This window comes from Mycobacterium sp. SVM_VP21, from assembly GCA_024758765.1.
Classification (GTDB): domain Bacteria; phylum Actinomycetota; class Actinomycetes; order Mycobacteriales; family Mycobacteriaceae; genus Mycobacterium; species Mycobacterium heraklionense_C.
Genome location: CP101406.1, coordinates 3,104,289 through 3,126,282 on the forward strand (window position 1 = coordinate 3,104,289; position 21,994 = coordinate 3,126,282).

Consider the following 21,994-nt stretch of genomic DNA (forward strand, 5'->3'; position numbering starts at 1 on the left):
CGATACCGTTGCCTATCGCTGTATGCCCGCTCTGTGCTGCCACTGAACGCCGACTGTGAACCTGTGTTCGAATACGCCGAGCACTGCGGTTATACGTCCAGGTAACAGTTCGGACACGGCCCCGGCCCGGGCGTGTCGGGCGGGCGCGCCGGTGCGCGGGCCGAAACGGCTTTGTCCTACGCTGCGGACATGGCCAGCACCGACGACACTCACGGGGAGCCGCGCAGTCGAGCCGACGCACTTTTGGCGCACGCCGAGGACTCCATGACCGAGGACGCGGTTTTGGCGGCCGCCCGCGACCGGGCCGGTGAGATCGGCGTCGGGTCGATCAGCGCCGCAGTCGGCGCGCTACTGAGCCTGCTGACCAAGCTCAGCGGCGGCAAGGCGGTGGTCGAGGTGGGTACCGGAGCCGGCGTTAGCGGACTGTGGCTGCTGTCGGGCATGGGCGAAGACGGCGTGCTGACCACCATCGACATCGAGCCCGAGCATCAGCGCACCGCCAAGCAGGCGTTCGGTGATGCCGGCATCGGTCCCGGCCGGACCCGGTTCATCAGCGGCCGCGCCCAAGAGGTGCTGACCCGGCTCGCCGACGAGTCCTATGACCTGGTGTTCGTCGATGCCGACCCGATCGACCAGCCGGAATACGTGCTGGAGGCCGTGCGGCTGCTGCGGCCCGGCGGCGTGGTCGTGGTGCACCGGGCCGCCTTGGGCGGCCGGGCCGGAGATCCGGCAGCCAACGACGCCGAAGTGCTTGCGGTGCGCGAAGCCGCCCGGCTGATCGCCGTGGACGAGCGGCTGACCCCCGCGCTGATTCCGCTGGGAGACGGCCTGCTGGCCGCCGTCCGCGACTGACCGGGCGCCTCACCCCCCTCGCCCCTTTACTCGCGAGCGTGCGTGTTTGTACGCGACACGCCGCGTTTTGACGTACAAACACGCACGCTCGCGCCAGTGGGGCCAAAGCGCCGGTGGGGCCAAAGTCTTGACACCCGACTGAACGCGTGTTTAGCGTATTAAACATGCGTTCAGTGGACCTGACGGCTACGGCGAAAATCCGCGATGCGGCCATCGACCAGTTCGGGCGGCACGGTTTCAGCGTGAGCATCCGCGCGATCGCCGAGGCCGCAGGAGTCAGCGCTGCCCTGGTCATCCACCACTTCGGCTCCAAAGACGGGCTGCGCAGGGCCTGCGACGCGTTCGTGGCCGAAGAGATCCGCAGCGGCAAATCCGAGGCGATGCGCTCGGCCGACCCGGGAACCTGGTTCGCCGCGATGGCCGAAATCGAGTCGTATGCGTCGATGATGGCCTACCTGGTCCGCAGCATGCAGTCCGGTGGCGAACTGGCAGATACGTTGTGGCGCCGGATGATCGACAACGCCGAGGGCTACCTGGACGAGGGCGTACGCGCCGGCACCCTCAAACCCAGCCGCGACCCGAAAGCCCGAGCTCGTTTCCTGGCCATCAACAACGGCGGCGGGTTCCTGCTGTATCTGCAGATGCACGAGAACCCGACCGATCTGCGCGCCGTGTTACGTGACTATGCCCGCGACATGGTCTTACCCGCGCTCGAGCTGTACACCGAGGGCCTGATGACCGACCGCACCATGTACGACGCTTTCCTGGCGAGCGAACAAGGGGGAACCGATGCGACCTGACAACCATTGGCCGGCAATCGAAATCCGGGGACTGGAGAAGAATTTCGGCCGGGTCAAGGCGCTCGATGGACTGGATCTGACCGTCTACGGCGGTGAGGTGCACGGCTTCCTCGGCCCGAACGGCGCCGGCAAATCCACCACGATCCGCGTCCTGCTGGGCCTGGTGAAGGCCGACAGCGGGACCGTGCGGCTACTGGGCGGCGATCCGTGGACCGACGCGGTCGAGCTGCACCGCGAGATCGCCTACGTACCCGGCGATGTCACCCTGTGGCCGTCGTTGACCGGCGGCGAGATCATCGACCTGTTGGCGCGAATGCGCGGCGGCATCGACGAGCGCCGCCGCGACGAGTTGATCGAACGCTTCGACCTAGACCCCAGCAAGAAGGCCCGGACCTATTCCAAGGGCAACCGCCAGAAGGTCTCGCTGATCTCCGCCTTCTCCTCGCACGCCCGGCTGCTCGTGCTCGACGAGCCCAGCAGCGGCCTAGATCCCCTGATGGAGAACGTCTTCCAGCAGTGCGTCGCCGAGGCGAGCCGTCGTGGCGCTACCGTCCTGCTGTCCAGCCACATCCTGGCCGAGACCGAGAAGCTGTGCCAGCGGGTGACGATCATCCGGGCCGGGCGCGTGGTCGAGAGCGGTGCACTGGAATCCCTGCGGCACCTACGTCGCACGTCAATTCAGGCCGATCTCATGCGCGACCCCGGTGATCTGACCCGCATCCCTGGCGTCGCGGACGTGCGGTACACCGGCACCGTGCTGCATGCGCAGGTCGACAGCGCCAGCCTCGCAGAGCTCATCGCGGTGCTCGGCGCGGCCGGGGTGCGCAGCCTCACCAGCCAACCGCCAACGCTCGAAGAGTTGTTCCTACGTCACTACGACACGGTCCGGGCATGACCACCATCGCCGCGCAGCCGGCGTCCCCGCAGTACCGCCGCAGCGGATCGAATCTCGTTGGCACGCTAGGTTTGCTGCGCCTGTGCTTGCGCCGCGACCGCATCGTTCTGCCACTGTGGGTGCTGCTGTTGTCGCTGCCGCTAGCCAGCGTCTACATCGCAAGCATCGAGGCGATCTATCCCACCGCCGCCGACCGCGCAGGCCTGGCCGCCACCATCATGGCCAGCCCGGCACAACGCGCGATGTACGGCCAGGTCTACAACGACTCCCTCGGTGCGGTGGGCATCTGGAAGGCCGGGATATTCCACCTTCTGATCGCAGTGGCGGTAATTCTGACCGTCATCCGGCACACCCGCGCCGACGAGGAGACCGGCCGCGCCGAGTTGATCGACTCGACCGCGGTGGGCCGCTACGCCGGGCTGACCGGCGCGCTGCTGTTGGCCGCGGGCGCGTCGGTGGCCACCGGCTTGATCGGCGCGGCGGGGCTGCTGACCACCGGTGTGCCGGCAGCCGGATCGTGCGCGTTCGGGGCGGCACTAGCCTGCTCCGGGCTGGTGTTCACTGCGGTGGCCGCGGTCGCTGCCCAGCTGTCTCCCAGCGCCCGGTTCGCCCGCGGCGCCGCGTTCGGCGTGCTGGCCGGCGCCTTCACCCTGCGCGCCGTTGGTGATGCGGGATCTGGTGGACTGTCGTGGTTGTCGCCGCTGGGCTGGTCGCTGCAGGTCCGGCCTTACGCCGGTGACCGCTGGTGGGTGCTGCTGCTGCACCTGGCGACGACGGGTGCGCTCAGCTGGCTGGCGTATCAACTGGCGGCCCGACGTGATGTCGGCGCGGGGCTGCTGGCCGATCGTCCGGGCCCGCGCCAGGCGGCGCCGACACTGGGCGGTGCGTTCGGCCTGGCGTGGCGGCTCGACCGCGGAGCGCTGCTGCTGTGGACAACGGGCCTGGTGCTCTATGGACTGCTGGTCGGCAGCGTGGTGCACGGTATCGGCGACGAGGTGGGCAGCGACCGCGCCCGCGACATCGTCATCCGGCTCGGCGGCACCGCAGCACTCGAGCACGCATTCGTCGCGGTGGCGTTCACCATGCTGGGCATGGTCGCCGCCGCGTTCGCGGTGTCGCTGACACTCCGGCTGCACCAGGAGGAGACCGCGACGCGTGCCGAGACGCTGCTGGCCGGAGCGCTGTCGCGAAACCGTTGGCTGGCAAGCCATCTGGTGGCAGCACTGGTTGGTTCGACGTTCGCGATGCTCGCCGCCGGGCTGGTTGCCGGAATCGTCTATGGAACGGCGGCCGGCGACATCGGCGAACAGTTGCCGGTAGTGCTGGGCAGTGCCGCTGTGCAACTGCCGGCGGTCTGGTTACCGGCGGCCGTGGCGGTCGCCTTGTTCGGACTCGTCCCGAGAGTCGCGCCCTCCGCGTGGGCGGTGCTGACCGGGTTCGTGGCGCTGTACCTGCTCGGCTCCATCTCCGGGCTGCCGCAGGGGGTACTCGACTTCGAACCGTTCGCGCACATCCCGCTGGTCGGCAACGGCACGTTCAGCGTCGCGCCGCTGATCGTGCTGTTGGCGATCGACACTGCACTGATCGGCCTGGGCGTGCAGGCTTTCCGACGCAGAGATCTCACCACGTGAGGAGGACGACGTGAAAACCATTGGCAAGGGTTTGTTTTCAGCAATCTTGGGTCTGATCGCCTTCGGACTGTTGCTGTTCGTGCCCGCCGGGACACTGCACTACTGGCAGGCGTGGGTGTTCCTCGCGGTCTTCGCCGCATCCACCTGGATCCCGAGCATGTATCTGATCCGCACCAACCCGGCCGCCCTCGAGCGCCGGATGCGCTTCGGGCCGACTGCCGAGACGCGGCCCCTGCAGCGGGTCGTTATCGCCGTCATCTTCCTCTGCTTTCCGGCCATGTTCGTCGTCAGCGTGATCGATCATCGGCTGGGATGGTCGGCGGTGCCGACGGCGGTCTGCCTGTTCGGTGACGTCCTGGTGGCGGCCGGACTGGTTCTGGCCATGCTGGTGGTCATCCAGAACGGCTACGCGGCCGCCAATGTCACCGTCGAGGCCGGCCAGACGCTGGTCTCGACCGGCCTGTACGGGGTGGTGCGCCACCCGATGTACACCGGCAACGTCGCTTTGATGGTCGGTGTCCCACTCGCGCTCGGCTCCTACTGGGGGCTGGTCTTCCTGGTGCCCGGGCTGATCGTGCTGGTGGTGCGAATCCTCGACGAGGAGCAGTTGCTGACTCACGAGCTCAGCGGATACCGCGAATACACCCACCAAGTCCGCTACCGATTGCTGCCCTACCTCTGGTAGTCGCGACTCCCGGCTCGCTCCGATACCGCGGGCCACACAATTGACTTATAGTTCCCTGAGCTCTAGCTGTTAGCAGGACTCAGGGAGGTCGGTGGCCATGCGCTCACGCGTGCGAGGCGGCAGCGGTGGTCGCACTCTCTCCCCCGCCCGGACGGCCGCTGCGGCAGCAGGTGCCCTGATCGTCGGCCTCACCCCGATGCTGGCCGCCGCCCCGGCGCAGGCGGATTGGGATTGGCTGCTCGATGCCGCAGCGCCGGTGGAGGTCGCGGGCAGTGCCGCAGGCGGGCTCGACCTCGGCAGCCTGATGGCGCTGGTCCAGTCCTTCACCGACCAACTCGATCCGGCCACCAACAAGCTGTTCTCCGACGTCATCGACGCGGTGCTGGCCTGGCCGGGCCCGAGCCAGTCGCTCGACACCGCCGAATTGGTGAACCAATACATCTACGCACCCCTGCACGCCGGATTGCAGCAGTGGATTTCCAGCCCGTTCGGCGAGCTCAGCCTCGGCCTGATCAACGCACCCTTTACCGCGCTGTTCGGTCGCGACCTGATCGGTGACGGCATCGACGGGTTCGACGGCATCAACACCAGCCTGTTCGGTCAGTCGGGTTGGTTCGGCGACGCCGGTGATGGCGGGTTCCTGTTCGGCGACGGCGGAGCCGGCGTGGTGGGTATCGACGGCATCGGCGGTGCCGGCGGCGACGCGGGATTCTTCGGCAACGGTGGCGCAGGCGGGCTGGGCGGTGTCGGTGCCGCCGGCGGCGACGGCGGGGCCGGCGGCTGGTTCATGGGTCTGGGTGGAGCGGGCGGCGCCGGCGGCGCGGGCGCGGTCGGCGGCACCGGCGGCGTGGGGCTCGGCATGCTGCTCGGAACCGGCGGTACTGGTGGCGCCGGGGGCACCGGTGTTGAAGGCGACATCGGCGGCGACGGCGGAGTCGGCGGCGCCGGGGCCTGGTGGCTGGGTCGCGGCGGCGACGGCGGCATCGGCGGTGAGGGCGACGAGGACGACAACGGCGGCGCCGGCGGCGATGGCGGCGCGGGCGGTCTGTTGTTCGGGCGCGGCGGCGACGGCGGCCTCGGCGGTGAAGGCGGCGCCGGTGGCCTGGGCGGCTCCGGCGGCTTCCTGGGGGCCGCAGGCATCAGCGCGGCGCCGTACGTCGCGAACACCCAGTGGGTGACCTACGACGGCGGAACCAGCCTGCGGGTCTATCCGACCGAGACCGGCCGAACCGAGGCGGGCGAGCCCGGCACCCTACGCCAGGGCGAGCAGGCCTGGGCGGAGGTCGTCAAGCGCAACCCCGAGGCCAACAACCCCGGCATGCGCGCACAGTTCCTGTGCCACTGGCAGTTCGCCGAGTTCATCCAACCCGGTAAGACCAGTTGGAACCTGGAGCCGTGGCGTCCGGACGTGAGCTCACTGAACCTGCTCGCCAACGGCTGCAACCCCGGCGGCGCCGAAGAACCGTTCTAACGCCTTGGGTTGACCTCACGCTGTAGCGCTGATCACCCAGTTCGGCTGACGGTGACGTCGACGGTGGTTGCGCCGTTGTCCGAGGCGATGATCAGCACCGGGGCATCCGGCGCCGAGACGACGTGCCCGCCGGTGACGACCACTTCGTAGCCATTCGGGTAGTTGATGGGCGGCACCGAGATGACGGTCTGTGCGCCGGCGGCGAAATGGCCCTGTCCATCAACCATCTCGGTGGAGTAGCTGAGATGGAAGCCGCCGTTGTCGAACGACCAGGAATTCGGCGTACCGGCGATCGCCTGTGGATACGGCTGGGCCAGTGTCGCCACTGTGCCGGTGTTGACGGTATCGCCGGTCGACGGCTGGCCTACCTCCTCCCGCCATCCCGAGTTGTAGGCCCACTGCATCCAGCCGATCTGGCTGTGATCGCTGTCGTGCATGGCGTCGGTGACGATGTTTGGCGGGTCCACGGCGCCCATCTCGGTTATCACCGCCGGGATATTGCGCGCGTGCGCGAAACCCACCGAGGTGTTGGTCTGTAATTCGACCAGGAAGCCGCAGAACAACTCCAGCGGGCCGAACCCGGTGACCGGGCAGTAGTCATGAAACGCGAACACCGAGTGGGGGTCGTCCACTGGGCCGAGCTTGGGTGGCACCAGAATCTGCGTGGTCTCGGTCGGCTCGTATAACACCGGGGTCGTCGGGTCGACGGCCCGGATTCCGCCGATCACCTGGTTGTAGAACGGGGTCAGGGTCTGGGCGTCGAAGTGCGGGCTGCCCAATATGCTGGGCAGCCACTCTGTGCCGCCGGGCCACGGTTCGTTCATGATCTCGTAGCCGGCCACGTTCGGATTGTCGGCGAAGTAGTGCCCGACGTATTCCCACATACGGGTGTAGTGGTTCTGCAGCCCGACCCCATCCGGCGCGTGGTCGTTCGCCCAGAACGCAGCCCACGCGTGGTTCTGCGCCGGGTCGATGACGTAGCCGAACGGGAACGGAGCGTTGATGTGGGGCCAGCCGCCGGTGTCGACGGCCCACGCCGGTGCTCCGTTGCCGGCCCCGTCGAGGTCGGTGTAGAGGTCCTGGTGCATGTCGAGCACGGTGACGATGCCGTGGTCGGCCAGCATGTTCACCGTCTCGGCGATGGAGGCCAAGTAGGCCGCGTCGTAGACGCCGGGCTGGGGTTCCACCCCGGCCCATTCGACGCCGAGCCGCACCACGTTAAAGCCGTTGGCCGCCAGGAATATCGCGTCCTCTTCGCTGAACCCGTCGGCGGCCGGCGTGTAGGGCGGCTCTTTGTTCACCACGTTGGTGCCGTGCAGGATGACGACCCGGCCGTCGCGGTCGGTGAACCAGGTGCCGGTGACCCCGATGAGTCCGGGGGTGTGCGCCGGAGCGTCGGCCAGCGTGCCATGGTGGCCGACCGCGCCGTGGCTGCCGAACCAGCCGCCCAGCCCGCCGGCCCCGCCCAGGGCGGGCAGCGCAGCGGAGCTGCCGCCGTCGCCGGCGTTGCCGCCGCTGCCGCCGTTGCTGAACAATCCGGTGCCGTTGCCGCCGTCACCGCCGTTGCCACCGGCGGCCACGGCGTCACCGTCACCGCCGTTGCCGCCGGTCCCGCCGGTGCCGAACAACCAGCCCGCGGTCCCGCCGGTACCACCGGTGCTGGCGTTGACAGCGATGGCGCCGGTGACATTGGCGCCGAATCCGGCGCCGCCGACGCCGCCATTGCCGATCAAGCCGGCATTACCGCCGGCGCCCGCGAGAATCACGTTGTTGTGGTCGTCAATGCCGGCCGCGGTCCCGGCGCCCCCGTCACCGAGCAAGAAGCCGCCGTCGTGCAGGCTGCCGAATCCCCCGAAGGACCCGAAGACGGAGTGGTTGACGCCGTCCCAACCGTTCTGGCCCACCGCGATGCCGTTGCCGATCAGATCCCGGCCGAACAGGATCACCGACGGCTGGTTGACTACATCGAGGAGCGGCGCAATGACCGGGTCGGTGATGATGTCCTGCAGCTGGCCGTACAGGTGGGTGTAGAGCGCGTCGAAGATGCCGCCCAAGTCGAGGTCAGCGGCCGGAAAAGGCGTGGCCGCCGCGGCACCCGGCGACACCGCCGGGTCGAGAAAGTCGAAAAAATCGAAGTCGGCATGCGCGCTGGGCACGCTGCCCAGGGGCGTCAGCCCGAACGCCACCACGGCACCCGCCGCTGTCGCGGTGCCCACCACCCGACGACGCGGAGACCTGGACCGTGGCCGGCGGTCTCCGGCACGGCGGTCAAGGGACATCGACAATCTCCTCGCTTCGAATCCGGCAGCAATCCCGTGCATATTAACAAAGCACAGGAATTTTTCAGATTCTTCAAATCCAGACGCCCTTACCGACGGCGACCACACCGCCGGCACTGATGGAGAACCGTTCCCGGTCTTTCTCCAGGTCAACACCGATCATTTCGCCGGGGCCCACCACCACGTTCTTGTCGAGGATCGCGTGCCGCACCACCGCGCCACGCCCCACCCGGGCCCCGGGCATGATCACGCTGTCCTCCACGATGGCGCCGTCGTCGATCACCACATTCGACGACAGCACCGAGTTGCGCACTGAGCCCGCCGAGATGACGCTGCCGGCGCCCACCACCGACTCCTGCGCCGACCCCCCGTTGACGAACTTCGCCGGCGCCAGATTCTCGGTCGCGCCGTGAATCGGCCAGCGGTTGTTGTAGAGGTTGAACACCGGGTGCGCTGACACCAAGTCCATGTGAGCGTCGTAGAACGCATCCAGGGTTCCGACATCACGCCAGTAGCCGCGGTCCCGTTCGGTGGCGCCGGGCACCTCGTTGTCGGAGAAGTCGTAGACCGCGGCCATTCCGTCGGCCACCAGGCGCGGCATGATGTCGCCGCCCATGTCGTGGTCGGAGTGATCATCGTCGGCGTCGGCGCGGATCGCATCGATCAGCACCTTGGTGGTGAAGACGTAGTTGCCCATCGACACATACGTGCTGTCTGGATCATCGGGCGTGCCAGGAGGGTTCGCCGGCTTCTCCAGGAAACCGCGGACCCGGCCGGACTCGTCGGCGTCGATGCACCCGAACGAGGACGCGTCCGCGCGCGGCACCCGCACCCCGGCAACCGTCGCCCCGGCCCCGCTGGCGATGTGGAAGCGGACCATCTGCTCGGGGTCCATCCGGTACACGTGGTCGGCTCCGAAAACCACGATGTAGTCCGGGTCCTCGTCGAAGATCAGGTTCAGCGACTGATAGATGGCATCGGCGGACCCGGTGTACCAGCGCGGGCCGAGGCGCTGCTGGGCGGGCACCGGGGTGATGTACTCCCCCGCCAGGCCGCTCAACCGCCAGTTCTGCGAAATGTGCCGGTCCAGTGAATGCGACTTGTACTGCGTCAGAACACAAATCCGCAGGTAGCGCGCATTGACCAGATTCGACAGCACGAAGTCGATCAACCGGTAGGCACCCCCGAAGGGGACCGCCGGCTTGGCGCGGTCCGCGGTCAGCGGATGCAGCCGCTTGCCCTCCCCACCGGCCAGGACGATGCCCAGCACATGCGGCGCTTCCCTCATGGCCACAAACCTATCGGCCCCTTCGAACCCCTGCCAGGTTGACCGCACGATTGGCGAACGTTCTTTACATAAAAATCACCAATCGATCCGCTGCGCGGCCGGTGATCGGCGACCGCTACCGTGCCGGTTATGCGGGTGGCGATGCTGACTCGGGAATACCCTCCGGAGATCTACGGCGGCGCGGGCGTCCATGTCACCAACCTGGTGGAGGCGCTGCGACGGTTGTGTCACGTCGACGTGCACTGCATGGGTGCGCCCCGGCCGGGCGCGCAGGCGCATCAGCCCGATCCGGCGCTGCGCGACGCCAATCCGGCGCTCGGGACGCTGTCGGCCGACCTGACGATGGTCGACGCCGTCAGCACGGCCGACGTCGCACACTCCCACACCTGGTACACCGCCCTGGCCGGCCGGCTGGCGGCGCTGCTGTACGACATCCCGCATGTGCTGACCGCACATTCGCTGGAGCCGCTGCGCCCGTGGAAGGCCGAACAGCTGGGCGGCGGCTACCGGGTGTCGTCGTGGGTCGAGAAGGAGGCGACGATCGCCTCGGACGCGGTCATCGCGGTCAGCTCGGCGATGCGCGACGACCTGCTGCGGGTCTATCCGGAACTGCGGCCCGACCGCGTACACGTGATCTACAGCGGCATCGACACCGAGGTGTGGCGACCGCAGCCGATCGGGCCGGAGTCGATGCCAGCCGAGCTCGGGATCGACCCGGACCGGCCGATGGTGGCCTTCGTCGGGCGGATCACCCGCCAGAAAGGGGTGGCGCATCTGGTGGCCGCCGCCCACCGGTTTCACCCGGACGCGCAATTGGTCTTGTGCGCCGGCGCCCCCGACACACCGGAGATCGCCGACGAAGTCAGAGCCGCCGTAGCCGATCTGGCCGCCGCCCGCAGCGGGGTGTTCTGGATACAGGAGACCCTGCCCGCTCGGCAGATCCGCGAATTACTCTCGGCAGCAACGGTTTTTGTATGCCCCTCGGTCTACGAGCCGTTGGGCATCGTCAATCTGGAGGCGATGGCCTGCGGCACCGCGGTGGTCGCCTCCGACGTTGGCGGCATCCCCGAGGTGGTCACCGACGGCGAGACCGGCACCCTGGTCCACTACGACGCCGGCGATCCGGACGGCTATCACGCCGAACTCGCCGAAGCCGTCAATGCGTTGATCACCGACCCGGCCCGTGCGCAGCGCTACGGCGACGCCGGCAGGCGTCGCTGCGAGGAAGTGTTTTCCTGGGCGCGAGTCGCCGAGCAGACCTTGGCGGTCTACCGGCAGGCGGGCCGCTAGCTCCCGACCGTCACGCGTTAGGTCCGAACGGCGGCCCTCCCCCGCAAGCGGGAGGCCCCCACCGGTAGGTAGGGGAATGCCCCCCATTTCGACCGGCTCCGCCGCGCTTGTGATCGCCTTAGCCGCTGGTGACGGCTTTGAGTTCGTCGCCGAGCGCGGCGGCCTCATCCGGAGTCAACTCGACGACCAGTCGTCCACCGCCCTCAAGCGGTACTCGCATCACGATGCCTCGCCCCTCTTTGGTCGCTTCCAACGGACCGTCGCCGGTCCGGGGCTTCATCGCCGCCATCGAGTACTCCCTCCAGGTACCAGCCCGCAGGCCGTGCCCATGATCTGCGCCGGGTGTGCACGGCAGTCGCAGCGTCCGGCATCGAACTGCAGTTTCACTCCGCCATTCTCCCCTATCGTCGACGGCGCGTGCACAAGACCCGATTCCGTAGTGCATTTTAATGGATCTAAGCGGTCACCGGCGGCACCCAACATGCCCGGACGTGGTCGTCGACCATGCCCGTGGCCTGCATCAACGCATAGGCGGTAGTGGGTCCCACGAATCGGAACCCGCGACGCTTCAATTCACGCGCCATCGCCGTCGATTCCGGCGTCACGGCCGGAATTGCCGACAGGTCCGCCGGGCGCGGACGCGGCGGCGGGGCGAATGACCACAGCAGGGCCGCCAAATCGGTGGAACCGAGGTCGATGGTCGCCCGGGCGTTGGCGATCGTCGCCTCAATCTTGGCTCGGTTGCGCACGATGCCGGCGTCGTCCATCAGCCGGGCCACGTCGGCGTCGGTGAAACGCGCGACGGTCTCCACATCGAAATCGGCGAACGCCCGCCGGAAGTTCTCCCGCTTACGCAGAATCACCAGCCACGACAGTCCGCTCTGAAACGCTTCCAGACTGACCCGCTCGAACAGTGCGGTCGAGTCCCGCACCGGACGTCCCCACTCCTGGTCGTGGTAGTCGCGGTACAGCGCCGAGGCGCCGTCGACCCAGCCGCACCGCATCTGGCCGTCGTCGGGAGCGCCGCTCAACGCGACTCCGCTGCCGTCTCGGCGGCCGCCTGCGCCGCAGCGAGCTCGCCGCGGAGCTGGTCGAGCTCGGCACCGAGGCGCTCTAAAACCCAGTCGACCTCACCGGTGTTGTAGCCGCGCAGCACCTGAGAGAACTTGACCGCGTCGACATCAGCACCGGTGACCCCGGAAGCCGGCAGCATGGTCGCCGTCGTCGCCCGCGGCAGCGGCGGAAGCTGCTCACCCCGGCCGAACAGCGTGCTGGCCACCCCGAACAGCAGCAACGCGGTGAGCACGAGCACGACGAGATACAGCAACACCAGTGTCACGGCATCGATAGTGCCTCATTGCACCGACATGAGGGGCGGTGCCGATGGGATCGGTGCTGGCGACCAGATCAGCGCTGGCGCAGGGTGTTCATCGGTGGCCGGTCGACCAGCGACAACGGCGTGGTGCGCGGCAGATAGTCCATTCCGTCCGAGCCGTCGGCCACGAACTGGGTGAGGCCCACCCCGGAATCCGGGACGCCGCACCGCGACAGCAACGTGGCGACGACCTGGCGGCTCATCACGGCCAACTCGGCCAACGGGCGATTTCGGTGCGCCCGCACGCCCAAGTTGACCTGGGCGATCGCCTCCAGCCCCAACCGATCGTAGGTGTCGATCAACAGCCCGATCTCCACCCCGTAGCCAGGCGCGAACGGAACCGACGCCAACAGTTCACGACTGCCCGCGTATTCACCGCCCAACGGCTGGATCACCGCACCCAGGTCGGGGCGCAGCGCGGTCAACAGCGGTCGGGCCACCAGCTCGGTGACCCGGCCACCGCCGGTAGGTTCCTCGGTGCCGTTGACCTTCAGCGGCCGCCGATAGAAGCCTTTGACGAGGTGGACGCCCTCTCCGGTGAGCAGAGGCCCGACCAGGTTGGGCACGAACATCGGGTCGGGGTCGATCAGGTCGGAGTCGATGAACACCACAATGTCGCCGCTGGTGGCCGCCAGCGACCGCCACAGGGCTTCGCCCTTGCCGGGCTGCGGTGGCACCTCCGGGACTGCCTGTTCGCGGCTGACGACGCGGGCGCCGGCAGCGATGGACCGGATCTCGGTGTCGTCGTTGGAGCCGGAGTCCAGCACGATCAGTTCGTCGACCAGGTTGTCGACCAGCGGCGTGATGCTGTCGATGACCGATTCGATGGTCGCCTGCTCGTTCAAGGCGGGCAGCACCACCGAGACGCTGCGACCGGTCTTGGCCTTGGCAACCAGCAGCTCGGCCACGGTCCACTGCGGCCGGGTCCAGGTGCGCCCGGACAGCCGGGTGTCGCCCGGCGCCGAGACCAGCTCAGTCATGCAAGTCCCCTTACTGTGCGGGTCGGCGCCCGCACGCCCTGGATCGATGCCACCATCTCCAGTACGCGCCGGGTCGGCCCGACCTCGTGAACCCGAAACATTCGGGCTCCGGCGGCCGCCGCCAACGCGGTGGCCGCCAATGTTCCGTCCAGGCGTTCCGTGAGACCCACTCCAAGAGTCTCCCCGATGAAGTCTTTGTTGGAGAGCGCCATCAGCACCGGCCATCCGGTGCCGACCAAATCCTCCGTATGTCGCAACAACGCTAGCCCGTGGAAGGTGTTCTTGCCGAAATCATGGGTGGGATCGATCAGCACCCGATCCCGGGCCACCCCGGCCGCGACTACCCGTTCCGCGGCCGCGGTGACCTCGCTGATCACCGCTTTCACCACCCCATCGACGCTGGTGCCGTAGCTCACCCGGAAGGGGCGGGTGCGCGGTTTCGCGCCTCCGGTGTGCGAGCAGACCAGTCCAGCCCCGAACTCGGCGGCCACCGCCGGCAGGTCCGGGTCGAACCCGGCCCAGGTGTCGTTGATCAGGTCGGCACCGGCAGCACAGGCGCGTTTGGCCACCTCCGCACGCCAGGTGTCCACGCTGATCAGCTGCTCGGGGTAGGCGCTGCGCAGCCACTCGATAAACGGCACCACCCGAGCGGTCTCGGTGTCGGAGTCGACAGTCGCCCCCGGCCCGGCCTTGACCCCGCCGACATCGATGACGTCGGCGCCGTCGGCTACGGCGCGGTGCACGGCGGACTTGGCCGCCTCGTCGGTGAACGTGGCGCCCGTGTCGTAGAACGAGTCGGGGGTGCGGTTGATGATCGCCATGATCAGCGCTCGATCAGCCGCCACCGGACGACCGCAGAAGAGGGACTGCACTGCTCCATGGTGCCTGGTGGCCTACGGGCCCCAGGACACTACCGTGCTCACATGGTGGATTTTGCTCTCTGCGCGTGCGGACTGCGAGGGCACGTGACGTTCGCTCCCGACGAGCCGGAACTTCGGCGGCGGCTGCGGACCGATACGCCCGGGGGCGAGGCATGGCGGTGTTTACGCTGCGAGACATTCGTGGTGGGAGCTGCTCGCGGCAGCGGCCCAGCCGACACCGCGCCGGAGATTCCGCGGGGGCCGATGCTGCGCGACCGGATCTTGATGCGCGCACTCGCGGTAGAGCGCGCGGTTCGTTGCATGATTTTCATGGTGGTAGCGGCTGGGGTGTTCAAAGTCAGCGGATCGCGCGAACGCCTGCAGGACGCCTTCGAACGAGATCTGCCGTTGCTGCAGCCCCTGGCAGCTCAGATCGGTTGGGATCCGGACAACTCGAAGCTGATTCAGCACATCGCCCAGGCGTTCGCCTTGTCGTCAACGACGCTGCTGTGGATCGCCACGGCACTGGCGGCCTATGCCGCGATCGAGCTTGTCGAGGCGGTCGGACTGTGGCTGATGCAACGGTGGGGCGAATACTTCGCGGTCATCGCGACCAGCGTCTTTCTTCCACTGGAAAGCTACGAGCTGACCGAGAAGGTCACTGCGCTTCGCGTCGTCGCACTGTTGATCAATGTCGCTGCGGTGATCTGGCTGCTCTGGAGCAAACGGCTGTTCGGGCTAAACGGCGGCGCCAGCGCGTACCGACAAGCTCACGAGACCGCGAGCTTGCTCAGCGTCGAACGCGCGAGCCTGGACGAGACGGATGCCGGCGCGACGCCGTAGCGCACTCGGCTGGTCAGCCGCGCAGAGCCGGTGGCCGGTCAGGCCGTCGCGCGGGCCTCTTCCAACAGCGCCGCGGCGGCAAGGTGACCCAGATTGTTCGATGCCAGCGGGCTGTCGCCGGTCAGCAGCCGGCGGTCCCGGTGGACCTGACCGGTCATGGCGTCATTGACGACCGTCAACCCCTCCCGGCTCAGCAAGTCGGCGACCAGCCATCTCAGTCGACCGGGCAAGTAGCCGATCTCAAGATTGGGACCTTCGTCGAGCGCATCGGGGAACACGCACACCGAGTATCCGGCGAACGGCGACCGTTCCTTACCCACCGCGGCGGCCAGCAGTGCCGCCGGACCGTGACACAACGTGATGATGTACCTGTCGTTGGCCAGCGCCCAATCCAGGGTCTGCTCCACCAAGGCGCTGTCAGGCAGCCCCACCACGGCACCGTGGCCACCCGGGATGAACACGGCCAGATAGTCAGAATCCGGGCCCAGCTCATTCTCGATCACCTCGGAGAGCTTTTTCGGGGCCTTGAGCTTCGATTTCAGCGCCGCATAGGTCGCGGAGACCGCCTCGTCCTGCGCCGGCATCGCCCACAGTTCCAACTTGGCCGGGTAGCCGGAGATCGTCGCGACGTCGACCTCGAACCCGGTCTCCATCAGATGGTGTGCGGGGAGCAACATCTCGACCGGATGATTGCCGGTGGAGAACATCCGCCCGTTTTCCAGGAGCACATAGCGCTCCTCGGTCGCGATCATCAGTACCTTCCACCGACCCCGGTAGGCGCCCTTATGGGTCACCTCGTCGAAGTCGGTTCGCGGTGCCGTGTACTGGCTCAGCGAATAGGGGGACGGGAAGAACGCGTTGTCCTCCGCGGGATCTGGAGTCGGTTCTCTGCTCAAGTCATCCGTGCTCGCCATATCCCCAAGGTACGCAGCCTTGGCCAGCCAGTCAGCCCTTCGGTCGCTGTCCAGCCGCCACTTCGCCGGGATAGTCGCCGTAGAAGGGCACGTAGCCTTCGCCGCGGCCGGCCAGCACGTACAGCGGGTCCTCGATCTCGGCGCCCCCGCCGCCGTAGCCCTGCTCGCGCAGCTCCACCTTGCGACTCTTGAACGTGGTGGTGTGGGCCATCGACGGCACCACCCGCACGAACAGCGGCACCGCATAGGAGGGCAGCTGGTCACAGACCACGCCGGCCAGCCCCGGCCCGTCGAAGGTCGCGCCGTCGCGCAGTTTGACCGCGGCCATCCCGGCACGGCCACCGGTACCGGGCACCTCGACGCCATAGACGGCGCACTCCTCGATAGCGTCGTCGGCGCTCAGCGCGGCCTCGACCTGCGTGGTGGCAACGTTCTCGCCCTTCCATCGGAAGGTGTCGCCGAGCCGGTCGACGAACGCGGCGTGCCCCATGCCCTGTGGGCGCATCAGGTCACCGGTGTTGAACCAGCAGTCGCCGTCGCGGAAGGCGTTGCGCACCAGCTTCTTCTCGTTGGCCTCCGGGTCGGTGTAGCCGTCGAACGGCGAGAACCGATTCACCGGGCTCAACAGCAGTCCGGGCTGGCCGGCGGGCACCCGCTGCACCCAGCCGTCCGCGCCGCGCAGCGGCAGGCCGGTGTCGGGGTCGTACTGCACGTAGGCCAGCGGTCCCGGATAGACGCCGGTGCTGCGCGGCACGTTGAACACGTTGAGGAAAGCGCTGTTGCTCTCGCTGGCGGCGTAGAACTCGCAGACCCGCTTGATGCCGAACCTATGGGTGAACTCGTCCCAGATCTCCGGCCGCAGCCCGTTGCCGGCGATCACCCGCACCTTGTGGGCTCGATCGGTGGCCTTGGCGGGCTGGTTGAGCAGATACCGGCAGAGCTCGCCGATGTAGACGAAGGCGGTGGCGTCCGCGGCGATCACCTCGTCCCAGAACCGCGAGGCCGAGAACGAGCGGCCCAGGGCCAGCGTGGCACCGGCGTTGAGCACCGACGACACCGCGACCGTCAGCGCGTTGTTGTGGTAGAGCGGCAGGCAGCAGTACAGCGTGTCGCTGCCGCGCAGCCGCAGCCCGATCCCGCCGAAGGTCGCCAGCGCGCGCAACCACCGGTAGTGCGTCATCACGCTGGCCTTGGGGTAGCCGGTGGTGCCGGAGGTGAAGATGTAGAACGCGGTGTCCTTGGCCAGCACCGCGTTCACCGATGCGGGGTTGCCGTCCGGTGCCGTGGCGGCCAGCCGCCGGAACTCCTCGATGGTCACCGGCACATCGGGGCAGCCGCACTCTTTGACGGGATCGACCAGGTCGGACTCGGCGATCAGCAGCGTGCAGTTCAGCACCCCCAGGCTGTGGGCCAGCACGTCACCGCGCTGGTGGTAGTTGAGCATGCCGGCGACCCCACCGCACTTGGCGACGGCCAGCATCATCAACACCGCGTCCGGGGAGTTGCGCAGCATGATCCCGACGACGTCGCCGTGGCCGACGCCGCGCGCAGCCAGCACGGCGGCGTAGCGGTTGACGGTCTCGTTGGCTTCACGGTAGGTCAGTTGCTGCTCGCCGAACCGGATGAAGACCCGGTCACCGACTTGGGCCGCGCGGTCCTGGAAGACCTTGCCGATCGAGGCCTTGGAGGTGGGGCGGGCTCGCAGTCCGGTCCACAGCCCGCGCAGGATGGTCGGCCCGTCGGCCAACAGGCGGGGGGTGCGGGCCAGAACGTCGACCAGTCCCACCTGGGTGACGGTGCCGGAGTCGTGGTCGGACACGTTATCGCCTCATTTCGCCGAAAATCGAGAGCTTAATCGGTACCGGCGGTACCGGGTGAACAGGCGTCCAGCGCCGCCTCCAACTCGCCGAACACCAGCAGGCGGTCCATCGCACGCCGCGACACGAACCCGGTATCGATCAGGCCGGACAACCACGTCCACAGCCCCTCGTAGTGGCCGTCGGGGTCCAGCAGCACCACCTCTTTGTCGTGCATGCCCAGATACCCGGCGGTCCATGTTTCGAACAGCTCTTCCAGCGTGCCGATGCCGCCGGGAAGGGTCAGGAATGCGTCGGCGCGATCGTCCATCACCTGTTTCCGCTCGCGCATGGTGTCGGTGACGATCAGCTCGTCGGCGTCGACGTCGGCCACCTCGCGGTGCAGCAGCGCCTTGGGGATGACCCCGACGGTATGCCCGCCGCGCTCGCGGGCGGCCACGGCCAGCGCGCCCATCGCCGAGACGTTGCCACCTCCCCACACCAGCGTCCAACCCCGCTCGGCGATCGCCGCACCGACTTTGGCGGCCAGCGCCAGCAGTGCCGGATCGTTGGGGCCCGACGCGCAGTAGACACAGACCGCCCATTCGCTGCACCGCACACCGAAAGGCTATCGGGCGGTTGGCTCAGACCGTAAACTCTCGGCGATGCCGATCCGGTGGAACGTCCCCGAGCATTCGGCGGCGTTGCATCAGCTCACCGCAGCACTCGACCCCGACGGGCCTCGGGCCGGCGCGGTGGTGCTCGGGCCCGACGGGTGTGGCAAGTCCACCCTGGCCCGGTTAGCGGCTGAGGATTACGCCGGCCGCCATCCCGGGACCCGGGTGTGCTGGGTGATCGGCACCCCCGCCGAGCGCGCCGTGCCGTTCGGCGCCTTCAGCCATCTGGTTGCGGTGGCCGATCTCGGCAAGCCCGCCGCGCTGCTGCGGGCGGCGCGGGCTTCGTTGGTCGATGCGGTGGGCGATCTCCTGCTGGTGGTCGACGACGCGCATCTCCTCGACATCTTGTCGGCGACGCTGGTCTATCAGCTGGCGCTGACCGGGACGGCCCGAGTGATCGTCACCGGGCGCGCCGACTGCTCCCCTGCGCCTTCGCCGCCGATCACCGCGCTGTGGGGCGATGATCTGCTGACCCGCATCGACATCACCGCCCCAGATGAGGCGAGTGAGGCCGATCGCGACGTGGATGCCTTCGTGGCCGGGTTGCCGGCTGACGCGCGTTCGGTGCTGGACTACCTGGCCGTCTTCGAGCCGCTGGCGCTGGTCGATCTGATCGGCCTCACCAACGCCGACGCGGTCCGCCGGGCCGAGGAGCTGGGCGCGGTGGAGACCCGCGCTCGCGGCGGCCGCGAACCGGACCCGGTGGTCTACACCGCTCACCCGCTGTTCGCCGAGCGTGCGCGGGACGCTCTCGGAGTCGACGATGCGCGTGCCCGGCGTACCGAAGTGGTCGGCGTGCTGGCAGGCCGGCCCTGCGCACACGTCGGCGAGCAGCTGCGGCTGGCGGCGCTGGCCGCCGACAGCGACGCGCCCCAGCCCGCCGCCGAGGTGGTGGACGCCGCCCAGCAGGCGTTGCGGCTGGGCGACCTGCAACTGGGCGAGCGGCTGGCCCGGCACGCCCTGGATCGGTCGGACGGACTGCCGGCCCGACTGGCATTGGCGCACGCGCTGGGCTGGCAGGGCCGCGGGCGCGACGCCGACGCGGTCCTGGCGGCGGTCGACCCATCCGGGCTGAGCGAGCCGGAGTTGATGGCTTGGGCGCTGCCGCGGGCCGCCAATCAGTTCTTCATGCTGGGCGAGCCCGAACGCGCCTCCGCTTTCCTGGCCGCCACCCGTGGCCGGGTGACCGGCACCGCCCCACGCATCACCCTGGACGCGCTCGGCGCCACCTTCGCCATGAATGCCGGAAACATCGGCCGCGCCGTCGAGGCCGCCACCGCGGTACTGGCCGATCCGGCCGCCGACGACATGGCGGTGGCCTGGGCGGGCAGCGCGGCAGCCCTGTGCGCGGCGCGGTCCGGCCACTTGGACGACGTCGGCCCCCTGGCGCGCCGTGCGTTGGACGCCGAACATCCCGGAGTGCTGCGGTTCACCATCGGGCTCGCCGAGATCACCGCGCTGCTGATGACCGAACGGCTCGCCGAGGCCCGCGAACTGGCTTGGCAGTTCACCGATTTCGCCGAGCTGTCCCAGCCCGGCCGGGCGATCGGCGAGGTGCTGGTGGCGCAGGTGATGATCGCCGCCGAAGAGTACGACGCTGCGATCAAGCTGCTGGCGCCGGCCGCGGCCACCCTGGAACGCACCGGCTACTCGTGGGGACCGCTGTCGCTGACGCTGCTGGCAACCGCACTGTCCCGCCAGACCGACATCGCCGGCGCGGCAAAGGCGTTGAGCCGGGCCGAATCCCGGCACGGCACCAAATCAGCGCTGTTCGCCCCGGAGCTCGGGATGGCGCGGGCTTGGCAACGGGCCTGCATGCGCGATCAGCATGGGGCGATCGCCGCGGCCCGGGAAGCCGCCCGGATGGCCGAGCGCACCGGACAGTCGGCGGTGGCGTTGCAGGCCTGGGACACCGCCGCCCAGCTCGGCGATGCCCGGGCCGTCGACCCGCTGATCCGGCTGTCCAACGAGGTCGACTGCGCGTTCGGCCGGACCGCGTTGACCCGGGCCCGTGCCTTGCTGTCGCCCTGAGTGCACACTCAACGCCGCGGTTGCACACTCAACCGCTGCCCACGCCGCGATCCTCCACCGGTGCTCACCGTCAACGGATCCCCATCTGCCGCCGAATGCCGTTGATTGTGCAACCGCGGCGTTGACTGTGCATCCGGACCCCGGGCGGAGCCGGGCGAGGCGAGTCGCCGCGGCGGTGCTCAGCCGGTGAGGAAACCGCGCAGCAGCTCGGCCACCGCGCTGATCTGCTCGACCGGCACCCGCTCGTCGACGGTGTGGGCAAGGTTGGGATCACCGGGGCCGTAGTTGACCGCGGGGATGCCGCGGGCAGCGAATCGGGACACGTCGGTCCAGCCGTACTTGGCCCGCACCTGTCCGTCCGCGGCGGCCACCAGTGCGGCGGCGGCGGGTGCGGTGAGCCCCGGCAGAGCGCCGGCTGCGGCATCGGTCTGCTCGATCATGACGTGCAGGCCGTCGAACACCTCCTGCACGTGGATCAGCGCCTCGTGCGGCGTGCGGTCCGGGGCGAAGCGGAAGTTCACGGTCACGCTCGCGGTATCGGGGATGACGTTGCCGGCCACCCCGCCGTCGATGCGCACCGCCGACAGGCCCTCGCGGTAGACGCAGCCGTCGATGTCGATGCTGCGCGGCTGGTAGGCGGCTAGCCGATTCAGCACCGCCCCCAGTTTGTGGATGGCGTTGTCGCCCAGCCAGGAGCGTGCCGAATGCGCCCGGGTGCCGGTCGCGGTGACGACGACCCGCAGTGTGCCCTGGCAGCCGGCCTCGATGTAGCCGCCGGTGGGCTCACCGAGGATGGCCAGGTCAGCCGCCAGCCAATCCGGCAGGTTGCGTTCGATGCGACCCAGCCCGTTGGCGGCCGCCTCGATCTCCTCGCAGTCGTAGAACACGCAAGTCAGATCGTGCACGGGCTCGGTGAGGGTGGCGGCCAGATGCAGGAAGACGGCGACACCGGATTTCATGTCGACGGTCCCGCAACCGTGCAGCACGTCGCCCTCGTCGGGGGTGGTGGTGCGCCGGCTGGGCAGGTTACCGGCCGCCGGCACGGTGTCCAGGTGCCCGGCCAGCAACACCCGGGTCGGGCGTCCCAGGTGGGTGCGGGCCAGTACCGCGTCGCCGTCGCGGACGATCTCGAACCCGGGCGCCTGCGCCCGCAGTGCGGCTTCGACCTCGTCGGCGATACGGGCTTCGTGCCGCGACTCGCTGGGAATGTCCACCAGGGCTGCGGTCAGGGCAATCGGGTCGGAGTGCAGGTCCAGCACAGACACAGCCTAGTGGGTGCGCTTCCCCGCCGAGCAGACGCAGAATCGCACGCGAGGGGCCGCCAAAA

20 protein-coding genes and 1 pseudogene are annotated in these 21,994 nt (G+C 68.6%); 9 read left to right on the forward strand and 12 right to left on the reverse strand.

Annotated features, from left to right (window positions below):
* Positions 1–189: 189 nt before the first annotated feature.
* From NM962_14300 to NM962_14325, 6 genes are all read left to right on the forward strand, one after another.
* Complete coding sequence (locus tag NM962_14300; GenBank protein UVO11161.1) at positions 190–852, forward strand: O-methyltransferase; 663 nt, start codon at positions 190–192, stop codon at positions 850–852.
* 164 nt (positions 853–1,016) lie between these two features.
* Positions 1,017–1,652, forward strand: coding sequence for a TetR family transcriptional regulator (locus NM962_14305; GenBank protein UVO11162.1), 636 nt, complete (start codon positions 1,017–1,019; stop codon positions 1,650–1,652).
* Positions 1,642–2,547, forward strand: a complete 906-nt coding sequence (locus NM962_14310) for an ABC transporter ATP-binding protein (GenBank protein UVO11163.1) — start codon at positions 1,642–1,644, stop codon at positions 2,545–2,547. The genes NM962_14305 and NM962_14310 overlap by 11 nt, the downstream gene beginning before the upstream one ends.
* Entirely contained in the window at positions 2,544–4,178 is a 1,635-nt protein-coding gene (locus NM962_14315) for an ABC transporter permease (protein ID UVO11164.1), read from the forward strand. The genes NM962_14310 and NM962_14315 overlap by 4 nt, the downstream gene beginning before the upstream one ends.
* Before the next feature lie 10 nt (positions 4,179–4,188).
* Positions 4,189–4,863 (forward strand): isoprenylcysteine carboxylmethyltransferase family protein, encoded by a 675-nt coding sequence (locus NM962_14320; GenBank protein ID UVO11165.1) that lies wholly within the window; start codon positions 4,189–4,191, stop codon positions 4,861–4,863.
* Positions 4,864–4,960: 97 nt separating this feature from the next.
* Positions 4,961–6,334, forward strand: coding sequence for a DUF2599 domain-containing protein (locus NM962_14325; protein UVO11166.1), 1,374 nt, complete (start codon positions 4,961–4,963; stop codon positions 6,332–6,334).
* Positions 6,335–6,366: 32 nt separating this feature from the next.
* Here the strand turns inward: NM962_14325 and NM962_14330 are convergent, their stop codons facing one another.
* The 3 genes and pseudogenes from NM962_14330 to glgC form a co-directional block, all read right to left on the reverse strand.
* Entirely contained in the window at positions 6,367–7,638 is a 1,272-nt protein-coding gene (locus tag NM962_14330; protein ID UVO14739.1) for a cellulase family glycosylhydrolase, read from the reverse strand.
* Between the two features lie 186 nt (positions 7,639–7,824).
* Positions 7,825–8,298: pseudogene (locus tag NM962_14335) on the reverse strand (hypothetical protein).
* Positions 8,299–8,686: 388 nt separating this feature from the next.
* Entirely contained in the window at positions 8,687–9,901 is a 1,215-nt protein-coding gene (gene glgC, locus NM962_14340) for a glucose-1-phosphate adenylyltransferase (GenBank protein UVO11167.1), read from the reverse strand.
* 129 nt (positions 9,902–10,030) lie between these two features.
* Here glgC and glgA point away from each other — a divergent pair, with 129 nt between their 5' ends.
* Entirely contained in the window at positions 10,031–11,191 is a 1,161-nt protein-coding gene (glgA, locus tag NM962_14345) for a glycogen synthase (protein ID UVO11168.1), read from the forward strand.
* 118 nt (positions 11,192–11,309) lie between these two features.
* Here glgA and NM962_14350 read toward each other — a convergent pair whose 3' ends face one another.
* From NM962_14350 to folP, 5 genes are all read right to left on the reverse strand, one after another.
* Positions 11,310–11,480: a DUF3117 domain-containing protein gene (locus NM962_14350; GenBank protein ID UVO11169.1), complete on the reverse strand. Its 171-nt coding sequence runs from the start codon at positions 11,478–11,480 to the stop codon at positions 11,310–11,312.
* Between the two features lie 166 nt (positions 11,481–11,646).
* On the reverse strand, positions 11,647–12,222 hold the full coding sequence (locus NM962_14355) for a DNA-3-methyladenine glycosylase I (GenBank protein ID UVO11170.1): 576 nt from the start codon (positions 12,220–12,222) through the stop codon (positions 11,647–11,649).
* Entirely contained in the window at positions 12,219–12,530 is a 312-nt protein-coding gene (locus NM962_14360; protein ID UVO11171.1) for a DivIVA domain-containing protein, read from the reverse strand. Before NM962_14360 ends, NM962_14355 begins: the two co-directional genes overlap by 4 nt.
* 68 nt (positions 12,531–12,598) lie before the next feature.
* Positions 12,599–13,546 (reverse strand): glucosyl-3-phosphoglycerate synthase, encoded by a 948-nt coding sequence (locus NM962_14365; protein UVO11172.1) that lies wholly within the window; start codon positions 13,544–13,546, stop codon positions 12,599–12,601.
* Positions 13,543–14,367 carry a dihydropteroate synthase gene (gene folP / locus NM962_14370; protein ID UVO14740.1) on the reverse strand — a complete coding sequence of 275 codons (825 nt, stop codon included), beginning with the start codon at positions 14,365–14,367 and terminating at the stop codon, positions 13,543–13,545. The genes NM962_14365 and folP overlap by 4 nt, the downstream gene beginning before the upstream one ends.
* 102 nt (positions 14,368–14,469) lie before the next feature.
* On the opposite strand from folP, the gene NM962_14375 reads away from it, so the two are divergent.
* On the forward strand, positions 14,470–15,249 hold the full coding sequence (locus tag NM962_14375; GenBank protein ID UVO11173.1) for a DUF2127 domain-containing protein: 780 nt from the start codon (positions 14,470–14,472) through the stop codon (positions 15,247–15,249).
* A gap of 38 nt (positions 15,250–15,287) precedes the next feature.
* On the opposite strand, the gene hchA is transcribed toward NM962_14375, so the two are convergent.
* Genes hchA through NM962_14390 form a run of 3 tightly spaced genes read right to left on the reverse strand, consistent with a single transcriptional unit; the run spans position 15,288 to position 18,578 of the window.
* Complete coding sequence (gene hchA, locus NM962_14380) at positions 15,288–16,163, reverse strand: protein deglycase HchA (protein ID UVO11174.1); 876 nt, start codon at positions 16,161–16,163, stop codon at positions 15,288–15,290.
* A gap of 31 nt (positions 16,164–16,194) precedes the next feature.
* Entirely contained in the window at positions 16,195–17,982 is a 1,788-nt protein-coding gene (gene fadD6 / locus NM962_14385) for a long-chain-acyl-CoA synthetase FadD6 (GenBank protein UVO11175.1), read from the reverse strand.
* A 32-nt stretch (positions 17,983–18,014) separates the two neighbouring features.
* Positions 18,015–18,578, reverse strand: a complete 564-nt coding sequence (locus NM962_14390; protein UVO11176.1) for a TIGR00730 family Rossman fold protein — start codon at positions 18,576–18,578, stop codon at positions 18,015–18,017.
* Between the two features lie 46 nt (positions 18,579–18,624).
* On the opposite strand from NM962_14390, the gene NM962_14395 reads away from it, so the two are divergent.
* Complete coding sequence (locus NM962_14395; GenBank protein UVO11177.1) at positions 18,625–20,667, forward strand: AAA family ATPase; 2,043 nt, start codon at positions 18,625–18,627, stop codon at positions 20,665–20,667.
* Positions 20,668–20,846: 179 nt separating this feature from the next.
* On the opposite strand, the gene dapE is transcribed toward NM962_14395, so the two are convergent.
* Complete coding sequence (dapE, locus tag NM962_14400; protein UVO11178.1) at positions 20,847–21,926, reverse strand: succinyl-diaminopimelate desuccinylase; 1,080 nt, start codon at positions 21,924–21,926, stop codon at positions 20,847–20,849.
* Between the last annotated feature and the right edge of the window lie 68 nt (positions 21,927–21,994).